12 protein-coding genes are annotated in these 11963 nt (G+C 71.4%); 7 read left to right on the top strand and 5 right to left on the bottom strand.

Going from position 1 to position 11963, the window contains the following annotated elements; genetic code table 11:
- Positions 1-3 precede the first annotated feature (3 nt).
- Positions 4-1239, bottom strand: a complete 1236-nt coding sequence (locus ABZ810_RS12300) for an ABC transporter substrate-binding protein (RefSeq protein WP_358402432.1) — start codon at positions 1237-1239, stop codon at positions 4-6.
- 157 nt (positions 1240-1396) lie between these two features.
- Here ABZ810_RS12300 and ABZ810_RS12295 point away from each other — a divergent pair, with 157 nt between their 5' ends.
- A complete protein-coding gene (locus tag ABZ810_RS12295; protein ID WP_358402859.1) occupies positions 1397-2494 on the top strand; it encodes an alcohol dehydrogenase catalytic domain-containing protein in 1098 nt (365 codons plus the stop codon).
- A gap of 96 nt (positions 2495-2590) precedes the next feature.
- Here ABZ810_RS12295 and ABZ810_RS12290 read toward each other — a convergent pair whose 3' ends face one another.
- A complete protein-coding gene (locus tag ABZ810_RS12290) occupies positions 2591-4042 on the bottom strand; it encodes a serine/threonine-protein kinase (RefSeq protein ID WP_358402430.1) in 1452 nt (483 codons plus the stop codon).
- 102 nt (positions 4043-4144) lie between these two features.
- Between ABZ810_RS12290 and ABZ810_RS12285 the strand changes: the two genes are divergently transcribed.
- Complete coding sequence (locus ABZ810_RS12285; RefSeq protein WP_358402428.1) at positions 4145-4879, top strand: DUF4870 domain-containing protein; 735 nt, start codon at positions 4145-4147, stop codon at positions 4877-4879.
- Positions 4880-4901: 22 nt separating this feature from the next.
- Here ABZ810_RS12285 and ABZ810_RS12280 read toward each other — a convergent pair whose 3' ends face one another.
- On the bottom strand, positions 4902-5726 hold the full coding sequence (locus ABZ810_RS12280) for an LLM class F420-dependent oxidoreductase (protein ID WP_358402426.1): 825 nt from the start codon (positions 5724-5726) through the stop codon (positions 4902-4904).
- A 141-nt stretch (positions 5727-5867) separates the two neighbouring features.
- Here ABZ810_RS12280 and ABZ810_RS12275 point away from each other — a divergent pair, with 141 nt between their 5' ends.
- The 3 genes from ABZ810_RS12275 to ABZ810_RS12265 are packed head-to-tail and all read left to right on the top strand — an operon-like array spanning position 5868 to position 8841.
- On the top strand, positions 5868-6701 hold the full coding sequence (locus tag ABZ810_RS12275) for an alpha/beta hydrolase (protein ID WP_358402424.1): 834 nt from the start codon (positions 5868-5870) through the stop codon (positions 6699-6701).
- Positions 6698-7948, top strand: a complete 1251-nt coding sequence (locus ABZ810_RS12270; RefSeq protein WP_358402422.1) for an LLM class flavin-dependent oxidoreductase — start codon at positions 6698-6700, stop codon at positions 7946-7948. Before ABZ810_RS12275 ends, ABZ810_RS12270 begins: the two co-directional genes overlap by 4 nt.
- 11 nt (positions 7949-7959) lie before the next feature.
- The gene (locus ABZ810_RS12265) at positions 7960-8841 is read left to right on the top strand and encodes a TIGR03619 family F420-dependent LLM class oxidoreductase (RefSeq protein ID WP_358402420.1); all 882 of its coding nucleotides are present in this window, start codon (positions 7960-7962) and stop codon (positions 8839-8841) included.
- A 66-nt stretch (positions 8842-8907) separates the two neighbouring features.
- On the opposite strand, the gene ABZ810_RS12260 is transcribed toward ABZ810_RS12265, so the two are convergent.
- Positions 8908-9603 (bottom strand): cyclase family protein, encoded by a 696-nt coding sequence (locus tag ABZ810_RS12260; RefSeq protein WP_358402418.1) that lies wholly within the window; start codon positions 9601-9603, stop codon positions 8908-8910.
- Here ABZ810_RS12260 and ABZ810_RS12255 point away from each other — a divergent pair.
- Positions 9602-10468 carry a HipA family kinase gene (locus ABZ810_RS12255; RefSeq protein ID WP_358402416.1) on the top strand — a complete coding sequence of 289 codons (867 nt, stop codon included), beginning with the start codon at positions 9602-9604 and terminating at the stop codon, positions 10466-10468. The genes ABZ810_RS12260 and ABZ810_RS12255 overlap by 2 nt on opposite strands.
- Entirely contained in the window at positions 10465-10848 is a 384-nt protein-coding gene (locus ABZ810_RS12250; RefSeq protein ID WP_358402414.1) for a DUF3037 domain-containing protein, read from the top strand. The genes ABZ810_RS12255 and ABZ810_RS12250 overlap by 4 nt, the downstream gene beginning before the upstream one ends.
- Before the next feature lie 161 nt (positions 10849-11009).
- On the opposite strand, the gene ABZ810_RS12245 is transcribed toward ABZ810_RS12250, so the two are convergent.
- The gene (locus ABZ810_RS12245; protein ID WP_358402412.1) at positions 11010-11918 is read right to left on the bottom strand and encodes a hypothetical protein; all 909 of its coding nucleotides are present in this window, start codon (positions 11916-11918) and stop codon (positions 11010-11012) included.
- Between the last annotated feature and the right edge of the window lie 45 nt (positions 11919-11963).

Genomic DNA, 11963 nt, shown 5'->3' with positions numbered 1-11963 from the left:
CCGTCAGAGCGTGGTGTTGTCGTAGCACTTGAGGTTCTGGGCGACCTTGAAGGCCCCGTTCTCCAGCTTGACCAGCGCGCCGCAGCCGTTGGACGCGGTCTTGCCCTCCGGGTACCGGATGCGTCCGAAGCCCGGGTTCTCGTACGAGAAGCTCTTCGCGGCCTGGAAGAAGGTGTCGCGGGTCAGGTCCTTGCCGGTCTTCTCCAGGACCTTCAGGAAGACGTCGGCCGACCAGTAGCCGGTGGCGGTGTGCTGGTCGAGGGTGCCGCCGACCTTCTGGATGTCGGCCTTCATCTGCGCGACCTCGGCGGCGGTCGACTCGTACGGCTCGAACTGCGGCGCCGCGTAGACGCCTTCCAGCGCCTGCTTGGTCTGCGGGTCCTGGAGCACCTTGGGGTCGTAGGACGTGGCGTCGGTGATGAGGCCCTTGTATCCGGCCTTCTTCAGCGCGCCGTAGAGGCCGGAGTTGAACTTGCCGCCGGCCATGACCGAGACGACGACGTCGGGGGCCTTGCCGCCGGCGCTCTTCATGATCTTGTTGACGTACGGCGACCAGTCCTGCGGCGGGGCCTGCGCGGGCAGCGCGGCCGACGAGCCGGCGAGCTCGAACCCGGCGGCGGTGAACGACTTGGAGATGGTCGAGACGCCGTACTTGCTGGCCGTGGAGTCGGTGGCCTGGACCCAGACCTTCTTGCCCTTGGCTCCGCCGAGCTGCGCGCCCACCTGGTTGCCCCACCAGGTCTGGGTCTCCTGGCCCGGCTTGGGCGCGAGGCAGCCGTTGAAGCCGAACGCGCTCTCCTTGCCGCACCAGAACGGCCCGGTGGCCCAGCCGAACCACGGCACCTTCTGCTGCTCGAGGAACTCGGCGCCGCCGAACTGCGGGGCGCTGACCGGGACGACGGCGAAGACCTTCTCCTTCTGCACGAGCTTCTTCGCCGCGGCGGCGCCCTTGTCGGGCGTCATGGTGTCGTCCTCGGCCCCGATGAACTCGATCTTGCGGCCGTGCACGCCGCCGGCCGCGTTGGCCCGCTCGAAGCGCGCCTTGGCGCCGAGCTCGGCGCCGCCGGTCGAGTAACCGGTGGCGCTGGTCTCGGTGAGCACGCCGCCGATCTTGATGGACGAGTCGGTGACTCCGGCCGACGCGGCCCCCGAGGACGACTCGTTGCTCGTCGCGCATCCCGCCAGGAGGACGGTGGCCGCCACGGCGGCCGCGGCGCGGCTGGTGTTGGACGTCTTCAATTCGCGCCTCCGGGGTGGTTGACCTAGCGCTCGGTTGGGCGTGAGCGTAAGTTCGCCGGAGAACGCCTGTCAACGGTCGCCCAAGCAAATGCTTGGTGCTAGCGTGACTAGGCATGACCTGCGACGCGGAAGGTGGACGATCTTGACAGCCACAGTCATGCGGGCGGCGCTCCTCCGAGAGTTCGGCGCGCCGATGGAGATCGCCGACGTGACGGTCGAGGCGCCCAAGGCCGGCGAGGTGCTGGTGAAGGTCGCGGCCTCCGGCGTCTGCGGCTCCGACATCAAGGCGATCGACGGCAAGAGCCCGGTCGTCTCCCATCTGCCCTGCGTGCTCGGGCACGAGAGCGCGGGCGTGGTCGAGCAGGTCGGCCCCGGCGTGACCGCCGTCAAGCCCGGCGACCATGTGATCGTGGCGATGAACGGGCCGTGCGGCCGGTGCCGCAACTGCGCGCGGGGCAACGCCCACCTGTGCAGCGGCAAGGGCCGGATGATGACGATCATGGGCCTGATGAGCGACGGCACCACCCGGCTGTCGGCCGGTGACGACGTCGTCCGCCCCTACATCGGCATCGGCTCGTTCGCCGAGAAGGTCGTCGTCGGCGAGGCGATGTGCGTCAAGGTCGCCGAGGACGCGCCGCTCGACCTGCTCGCACTCACCGCGTGCGGCGTGGTCACCGGCGTCGGCGCGGTGCTCAACACCGCCGCCGTCGAGCCCGGGTCGAGCGTCCTGGTGGTCGGCGCGGGCGGGGTCGGCCTGAACGTGATCCAGGGCGCGGTGCTCGCCGGCGCGACCACGATCATCGCCGCCGACGTGGTCGAGTCCAAGCTGGCGCTCGCCGCCGAGTTCGGCGCCACCCACACGATCCTGGCCGACGACCTGCCCAAGCAGGTCGGCGACATCGTCCGCGGCGGCACCGACTACGCGTTCGACGTGACCGGCATCGCCGAGGTGCTGACCAGGACGTTCGCCGCCACCCAGCCCGGCGGCACCACGGTCATGGTCGGCAGCCCCGCCGCCGGCAAGAACCTGGAGATCCCGCCCGGCCAGCTGTTCGGCTCCCGCCGTCTGATGGGCACCCAGGGCGGCGACGCCACCCCGGCCCGCGACCTGCCGCTGCTCGTCGACCTCTACCGGCGCGGGCGCCTCAACCTCGAGGGTCTGGTGAGCGAGCGGGTCCCGCTCGACGCGATCAACGAGGCCGTCGCGCACGTCCGGTCCGGCGCCGTCGCCCGTTCGGTCATCGTCTTCGACTGACAGAGACGATGCAGGTGAGCACCTCCCGCCCCTGCCGCGTGGACGGAGGGCTTCGAGTGTGCCTCAGCGCTCACCTGATCGCCATACCGCTATCGCTCAGGAGCGCGTCATCGGCCCCCTCAGGGTGTACGTCCTGCCCTTCTCGGTGCCGGTGTAGCTGAAGTAGAGCGAGCCGTCGGGCTGGCGGGTGAGGGTGATGGTGCCGGAGTCGACGCAGTGGTCGGCACCCTGGGTGATCGTCTCGCCCAGCGTCAGCGCGCCGGGGGCGGACGTGCGCAGCGCGACCACGCCGGAGCAACGTTCGTTCGGGTAGGTGACCGTGCCGCTGACGTTCCCCGCCCGCAGGGACAGGTACGTCGGCAGCGTCTTGCCGTCGCTCTGCAGCAACCGGCCCGACCAGCCGCCGGCGAACGCCGCGGGGAACCCCTCCGCCTTCGGCGTGGTGGCCGGCGGGGACGGGGACGGGGACTCGCCGCCGTTCCGTTCACCGCCGCCCGGCGGGCGGAACGCGAGCATCACGACCACGGCCAGCGCCACCACGGCGATGACCGCCGCCGACACGGCCACCACGTTCGTCACGCGTCCGCGCGGCGGGCTCGGCGGCGCGGGCACGGGCTCCGTCTCCGGCGGCGGCACCGGCGGATACCCCTGCGGCCTGGGCGGTCCGTGCGGCGCGGACGTTCCGCGTTGCGCGGGTGGACCGGGGGGCGTGGGCGGCCCGGGTATCGGGCTGGTGAGCCCCGGCTCGGTCTGCCCCAGCAGCCGGCGCAGCACCTCGGCGGACGACGGGCGCGACGCCGGGTCCTTGACCAGGCAGGCGGCCGCGACCTCGCGCAGCGTGCCGGACAGCGCGCCGAGATCGGGGTCCTCGTGCAGGACGCGGTGCAGCACGGCGTGCATGGCGTCGTCGCCGAACGGCGGGCGCCCGCACGAGGCGAAGACCAGCGTCGAGGCCCACGCGAAGACGTCCGCCGCCGGGCCCGCGCGCTCCCCCGTGATCTGCTCCGGCGCCATGTAGGACGGCGTGCCCATCGGCCCGCTCGCGGTCGCCGACGTCGTGTCGATCTCGCGGGCGATGCCGAAGTCGATGACGCGCGGCCCGTCCGGCCCGACCAGCACGTTGTGCGGTTTGAGGTCGCGATGGACCACGCCCGCCTGGTGGATCGCCACCAGCGCCGTCGCGGTGCCGACCGCCAGGCGTTCCAGCTCGCCGCCACCGCGCGCGCCGTCGTTCTCGAGCACGCGCCGCAGCGAGGGGCCGTCGACGTACTCGCTCACGATGTACGGCCGGTCGCCGGCGACGTCGGCGTCCAGCACGGCGGCGGTGCAGAACCGCGCGACCCGGCGGGCCGTCTCGGCCTCCCGCATGAAGCGGGCCCGCGCCTCACGGTCGTCGCCCAGGTGGGCTCGCAGCAGCTTGACCGCCACCCGGCTCCCGTCGGGGGCCTCGGCGAGGAAGACGACGCCCTGCCCGCCTTCCCCCAGCCTGCCGGTCAGCCGGTACGGCCCGAGCGAGGCCGGATCGCCGACGCGCATCTGCTCGGCCATGGGCATGGTCTCCCCCTCTCGCTGACAGTGAGACGCCCCATGCACCCGTCCAGTTCAAGTAGATTCCTGGGCATTCTCCTGCGGGACGATAGGACTCCAGCCGTGACCGACCAGCCACCGCCCCATCCGGACCAGCCCCCGGCGGACTCCCCACCACCGGGCCAGGACGACGTGCCCCAGCACGGCCAGGCCCCCGGGGTCGAGCCGCCCCAGGGGCACGAGCAGCCTCAGGGCTACGGGCAACCTCCGGGATACGAGCAGCCGCCGGGCTACGAGCAGCCGCCGGGCTACGGCCAGCCGCCGGGCTATGGGCAGCACCCCGGCTACGGGCAGTACCCCGGGTACGGACAGCCACCGGGCGGCGGGCAGCCTCCGGGTGACGGGCCGCCGCCGGGGTACGGGCCGCCCGGCGGGCCGTACGACCCGCAGTGGGGGTACGGTCCCCCCGGCGTGCCGCAGTATCCGGCACAGACGCAGGCCACCGGCGACGACACCACGTGGGCGATCATGGCCTGGGTGGGGACGATCGTCCTCGGGTTCCTGGCCCCGCTGATCATCTACTTCGTCAAGCGGCGCGAGTCGGCGCTGGTGCGGTTCCACGCGGCGCAGGCGCTCAACTACCAGATCACGATTCTCATCATGATCCTGGTGCCGCTCGTCGTCGCCATCCCGATCGCGATCCTGGCCGACCATCCGGCCTGGCTGCTGCTCGCCCTGCCGACCTATCTCTTCGAGGTGTTCGCCCAGTACGTGGTCCTGATCATGGGTGCGATCAAGGCGGGCAAGGGGCTCTACTACAAGTTCCCCTCGTGGCTGGTCTTCCCGATGGTCCGCTAGGGCCGGCGTCCGTGAGGGCGTCTCAGCCCTCCAGGTGGCCGGCGTAGTCCGCGGCGTAGGCGTCCAGCACGGGCAGCACCTCGTCACGGCCCGCCGCCGGGACGCGCAGGACGACCTCCTCGACGCCGAGCGAGCCGTAGTAGCCGAGCTTGTCGTGGGAGGGCAGCGTCCCGAACGGGATCACCCGCACCATGTCGCGCCCGCGCGCCTCGCAGGCGGCGCGCAGGGCGGGGAGCGCGTCGCGGATGCCGGCGCCGCCGATCGGCATCCAGCCGTCGCCGTACTCGGCGATGTGCTCGAAGAGGAGGGGGCCGGGCGCGCCGCCGATCAGGACGGGCACCCGGCCCGTCGCCGGCTTGGGCCACGACCAGCTGCGCGCGAACACGACGTACTCGCCCTTGAACTCGGCCTCCTCCTGGCCCCACAGCTCGCGCATGGCCAGCATGTTCTCGCGGACGAGGGCGCGCCGCCGCGACCATTCGACGCCGTGGTCGGCGGCCTCCTCGCGGTTCCAGCCGTACCCGATCCCGAGCACGAACCGCCCGCCCGAGACGTGGTCGAGGGTGGCCGCGGCCTTCGCGGTGACGATCGGCTCGCGCTGCGCGGGGAGGCAGACGCCGGTCCCGAGCGTGATCCGCGACGTCACGGCCGCGGCCGCGGACAGCGCCACGAACGGGTCGAGCGTCCGCGCGTACTCATCGGGCAGCGTGTCGACCCCGGTCGGCGGCGGGGTGGCCCGCGACACCGGGATGTGGGTGTGCTCGGGGATGTAGAACGATGTGAAGCCCCGTTCCTCGGCCTCTCTGGCGAGTTCGTGCGGCGCCATCGTCCGGTCCGTCGCGAACATCGTGATCCCTAGCCGCATCCCCAGGCCTCTCTCCGTGGCGGTGTACGTCACAATGCTTTGTACTCGACCAAGCGATTGCTCGGCTAGTGCGAATTGATGTAGCGTGCGCTTGTTCGGTCAGCGTCCCAGAGAGGAGTGCCCATGCCATTTGCTGAGCTGGGAGATGTTCGTCTCTTCTACACCGACGACGCCCCCGACGACGCTGTGGCGAACGGCACGACGCTCCTTCTCGTTCACGGGTACGCCGCCGACTCCCAGGACTGGGCCTGGCACATCGCGGGCCTCACCGCGGCCGGCTACCGGGTCGTCGCGCCCGACCTCCGCGGCCACGGCAACTCCTCGGCGCCCGCGACCGGATACCGCCCGGCCGACCTGGCCGCCGACATGATCGCGCTGCTGGACCACCTCGGCGTCGATCGGGTGATCGCCCTCGGCCACTCCATGGGCACCATGGTGGTGAGCACCCTGGCGGTCGAGCATGCCGCCCGGATCCGCGCCCTGGTGTGCGTCGACCCCGCGTACGGGATGCCCGCCGAGATCGCGGCGTTCATGCCCGCCATGGTGGAGGGACTGCTCAAGGACCCGGTCCCCGCCGTGCTCGGCATGGAGCCGGTGCTCTACACCCCGGTCACCCCCGCGCACGTGCGCACCGCGCACGCCCGCAAGATCCAGGCGACCCCGGAGCACGTGCTCAAGCAGGCCTTCCCGGCGATGTTCACCGACGAGGGCCGCTGGGCCACGCGCCCCGAGTCCGAGGCCTACCTCGCCGGCCGCGACTGCCCCGTCCTGGCCTGCTGGGCCGATCCCGCGCGCGCCGCGTGGGAGGCCGAACAGTTCAAGCACCCCGCGTCCCGGGCCGTGAGCTGGCCCGCGGCCGGGCACCGGCTGCACGAAGAGCGGCCGGCCGAATTCCTGCTCGTCGTCAAGAAGTGGCTCAAGGAACTCGACAAGCTCGACAAGGAGAAGTCCGCGTGAAGTTTTCCATCTTCCTCAACCCGCAGATCCCGGGGTCGGGCTGGGCCGCCGAGGAGAACGCCAAGGCCAAGCGGCCGATCGGACGCGACGTCGAGTCGTACCAGAATCTGCTCCACGAGGTCCGTGAGATCGCCGTGCATGCCGACCAGATCGGCTTCGACGCGCTCATGATGACCGAGCACCACTTCCACTCGGAGGGCTTCGAGTTCTCGGTCAACCCGCTGATGTTCCTGACGGACCTGGCGGCCCGCACCGAGCGCATCCTGCTCGCGCCGCTGGGGATCGTGCTGCCGGCCTGGGACCCGATCCGGGCGGCCGAGGACGTGGCGTTGCTGGACCACTTCTCCAAGGGACGGCTCCGGCTCGGCGTCGCCCGCGGTTACCAGAACCGCTGGATGAACGTGCTGGGCCAGCGCTGGAACGCCGCCGCGGCCCGGTCGGACGGCTCCAAGTCCGACACGCGCAACTTCGACGTCTTCGGCGAGGTGCTGAAGATCATGAAGATGGCCTGGGAGCAGGACAACCTCCGCTACAAGAGCGACGTGCTCGACTACGAGGTCCCCGCCCCGTTCAGCGGCATCGAGGGCTGGCCCGCGCAGGAGTGGACCCAGACGTTCGGCGCGCCCGGCGAGATCGACGAGAACGGCGTCATCCAGTCCGTCTCGGTCTGCCCGAAGCCGTACCAGAACCCGCACCCCGAGTTGTGGCAGCCGTTCACCGTCTCGGACCGTTCGGTCATCCGCGCCGCCCAGGAGGGCATCATGCCGTGGATGTTCACGCCGAACCCCGACGACCACGCGGCCAAGGCCAAGCTCTACCAGGAGGAGTGCGCGCGCCAGGGCAAGGACTACAAGCTCGGCGAGCACACCGGCATCCTCAAGATCGTGGGCATGGCGGACACCCGCGAGGAGGCCATCGCCACCTACGGCAAGGGCATGCAGAAGGACTTCGCGTCGTTCTTCGGCCCGTTCGGCTACCTCGAGGTGCTGCGCAAGAAGGAGGACGACAGTCACAAGCCCATCTCTCCGGAGAAGGGCGACTTCAAGCGCATGAACGAGGTCGAGATGGCCCTCCTCGGCACGCCGGACGACGTCAAGCGCGGCATCCAGCGCATGCTCGACCGCATGCCCGACCTGGAGTGGTTCGGCCTCTTCATGCAGGGCCAGCAGGGCGTGCTGCCGCTCGACACGGTCAAGCGCAACCTGGAGATGTTCGCCACCAAGGTCATTCCCGAGTTCCAGGACTGACGAGGACCACGATGAAGTTCTGGCTCGGCGCCGCGTTCGTCGACACGGGCGAGTACCTCGGGCTCGCCCGTGCCGCGGACCGTCTCGGCTACGACACGGTCGCGATCTCGGACCACATCTTCTACACCGACTACGACGCCGACTACCCGTACACCGACACGGGGGCGCCGCCCTACAAGCCGGACACGCACTGGCCGGACGTGTGGGTGACGATCGGCGCGATGGCGGCGGTGACCGAACGGGTCCGCTTCGCGACCAACGTCTACATCCCGCCGGCCCGTGACCTGTTCACGGTCGCCAAGGCCGTCTCGACGGCCGCGGCGTTGTCGGACGACCGGGTGACGTTCGGCGTGGGCGTGGGCTGGTGCAAGGACGAGTTCCTGCAGACGGGCCAGGACTTCCACACCCGCGGCAAGCGGCTGGACGAGATGATCCCCGCCCTGCGCACCCTGTGGCAGGGCGGGCTCGTCGAGCACCACGGCACGCACTACGACTTCGGCCCGCTGAGCATCTCCCCCGTCCCGTCCAAGCCGGTGCCGCTCTACATCGGCGGCGACAGCGACGTGGCGCTGCGCCGCGCCGCCCGCATCGGCGACGGCTGGATCGGCAACCGCATCTACTCCGAGGCCCAGCTGGAGGAGCTGCTCGAACGGCTCAAGGGTTTCCTGGCCGAGCAGGGCCGCACGCTGGACGACCTCGAGGTGATCGCCCCCATCGGCGCGATGCCCTCCGCCGAGCTCTACAAGAAGTGGGCCGCCAAGGGCGTCGCCGGGACCATGGCCGCGCCCTGGTGGCTGGCCTCGCCCGACGACAAGGCCAGGTACGGCGAGGGGCTCGACCTCAAGGTCGCCACGATGGAGCGCTTCGCCGAGGACGTCATCGCCAGGATGTGACGCCGTGAGCACACCGCAGGGGTGCCCGGCCGCCGTCCTCCGGCGGCCGGGCGCCCCTGCGCCGTGTCAGGGCGCGGGGAGGGAGCGGGAGACGACCCGCGCGGGGGCGCCGTCACCGGGCAGGCGCAGCGGGAAGACCATCATCTCGATCGTGCGGCCGGCCGCCCGCGCGTCCAGCACCCGATCGAGGCCGGTGAGGTTCTCGACGATCATCGGGCCGACCGGCATCGGGGCCGAGCGGTCGAGCAGGGCCCGGTGGGCGGCGAGGGTGAAGCCGGGCGTTCCCGGCTCCAGGGTCGGGTCGACGCTCGGCGCGTCGATCCCCACGACCGGCCAGCCGCGCGCCGCCGCGGACTCGGCCGTCGCGGGCTCCAGGTAGGGATGCGCGAAGTAGTCGCCGGTCCCCCAGTGGCGCGACCAGCCGGTGGCGAAGACCAGCATCGCGCCCTCGGCCGCCGGGCGTTCGGGGAGGGCCTCCGGGCCGATGGCGGTGCGCGGCGCCAGCCCCCGCACGTCCACGACGTCGGCCGGGCCGGTGAAGACTCCCCCGCCCGGCAGCTCGTCCAGCCCCGGGAGAAAGTCGTCGATGTGGAACGGCGCGTCCACGTGCGTGCCGGTCTGCGAACCGAGGTGCAGGCGGTGGACGTTCACCCCGTCCACCGCGGTGATCAGCGCGGCCGACAGCTCGACCTCGGGATCACCGGGGTAGACGGGCATGCCCGTGGCGATCGGCACCGACAGGTCGATCAGGAGCTCCCGCATGTCACCGATTATCGCGGCACCCGATAGCGTGATCGGCGTGTTGCCACTCGTCACCGCCACCCGGTACGTGACCCCGCTGCGTGAGGGCGGGTCGCTGCCGGGGGTCGTCGAGGCCGACGACCTGGGCACGTACGTCATGAAGTTCCACGGCGCCGGGCAGGGCCGCAAGGCGCTGGTGGCCGAGGTGATCGCGGGCGAGCTCGCCCGCCGCCTCGGGTTCCGCGTGCCCGAACAGGTCGTCATGGACCTCGATCCGGTGATCGGGCGGCACGAGCCCGACACCGACGTGCAGGACCTGCTCAAGGCCAGCACGGGCTGGAACCTCGGCGTCGACTTCCTGCCCGGCGCGCTCGGCTTCGACCCGCTCGGCTGGCACCCCGACCGGTCCTGGGCGTCCCGGGTGCTCTGGTTCGACGCGTTCATCGGCAACGTCGACCGCAGCTGGCGCAACCCCAACATGCTCGTCTGGCACGGCGACGTGTGGCTGATCGACCACGGCGCCAGCCTGATCTTCCACCATGCCTGGGCGAACGCGGCCAGGCTCTTCGCCGGGCCCTACGACGTGGACGACCACGTCCTCACCCCGTTCGCGAAGGACCTGGAGGCCGCCGAGTCCGAGCTGGCCCCGAAGATCACCGAGGATCTCCTGCGCGAGGTCGCCGGGCTCGTCCCGGACCGCTGGCTGGACGACGAGCCGGGTTTCGCCGGCGCGCAGGAAGTCCGTGCCGCCTATGTGGAGATCCTGCTGAGGCGGGTAGGCAAGCCGCGTGACTGGCTGCCCTCCCTCGACGTCAGCAAGGCCAAGGCCGACACCGCGTCCCGCCGCGGCGAGAACCGCCCCGGCTGGCTGGGCGGGCCGGCATGAGTGACAGGAAGGTCTTCGAGTACGCCGCGCTGCGCGTGATCCCTCGCGTCGAGCGCGGCGAGCTGATGAACGTGGGCGTCGTCGTCTACTGCCGCGCCCTCGACTACCTGGGGTGCGGCACCCATCTGGACGAGCCGCGGCTGCTGGCCCTGGACGCCGGGCTCGACCTGGAGGGCGTGCGCACGGCGCTCAAGGCCGTCGACGCCCTCTGCTGCGGCGGCGACCGCGCCGGGCAGGCCGCGTCGGAGCCGCCCGGGGCGCGCTTCCGCTGGCTCACGGCGCCGCGCAGCACGATCGTCCAGCCCGGCCCGGTCCACGCCGGCCTCACCCGTGACCCCGCGGCCGAGCTCGACCGCCTCCTCGGCCTCCTGGCCAGATAGCCCGGCCCGACCCCGGCCACGCACCCGAGCGCGCTAACGGGTCGTGAAGCAAGCCGAAGGCGAAGCTACACGAGAGATCGCGAAGCGATGTCGCGCTCGCCCTTTCGCGGTTCGGTGGACGAGCCGCCAGGCTCGGCCGCCGAGGCCGTGGAAGCGTGAATTCAGTCCCATTCCCAGCGCATGCCGTGGTAGCCGGTGGCCATGCCGAAGTCGATGAAGTGGACGCTGTGGTAGCTGGACATCCGCAGGTCGGTCAGGTCCTTCAGGGCGGTCTGGGCGTCGGGGCGCCAGGTCCGGTAGCAGCGGGCCGGGAGCGACGACGGGTGGAACCTCACCTCGATCAGGTACTCGTGCTGCGGGGTACGGAAGCCGCGGCCCTCCTCGGTGACGGCGGGGCCGCCCTCGTCGAAGCCGAAGCCGTACTCCAGCAGGTAGGTCTCGCCGCGCGCGAGGGCGCGGTCGAAGAGCAGCTCGGCGGCGATGAGACCGCTCGCCTCGTCGACCCGGACCCGCCCGAACCGGCAGCCGCGCGCGGTACGGGAGGACGGGATGACCCGGTGCGGATGGTGGTAGACGGCGATCCAGCGGTCGACGCCGCGCTGCTGCGCCTGGAAGACCGCCCGGGTGCGCACCTCGCGCAGGTCGCGGTCACGGCCGACGACGTTGAGGTCGTGCAGGCTGAGGCCGGTCATCAGGCGTTCGCCGCGCTCGCCGATCTCGGCGATCAGGTCGCGGACGCCGGGCTCGGGGCAGAGCTCCTCCACCGGCAGCCACGGTCCGGCGGCGCGTTCGCCGGACGGCTTGAGAAGGGTCAGGAGTGAGTGGCGGGGCAGTTCGAGGATCACCTCGAGACCGCGCACCGCGCGGAGTGAGTCGGCTCGTTCGGGACGTGTACGACCCCGCTGCCAGTAACTCAGGGTGGAGAGACTGACCGCGATGCCCTGCTGCTCGAGTCGTCTGCGCAGGGATTCAAGGCTCAGCCCGCGTGCTTGGATCGCCGCGTGCAGGGCCACGTTGAAGGGGCCGTACTGCAGCATCTGGAGGAGGTCTTCCTCCGTGACTGTCTGCACCGCTATCGGCCTCCGGAAGGGCGTTGGCCGGCCCCCGCCCTCGGC

Origin of the sequence: Spirillospora sp. NPDC047279 (assembly GCF_040643285.1) — a bacterium.
GTDB lineage: Bacteria > Actinomycetota > Actinomycetes > Streptosporangiales > Streptosporangiaceae > Spirillospora.
The sequence above is the reverse complement of the archived record's forward strand: the minus strand, read 5'-3'. Positions and strand labels throughout refer to the sequence as shown.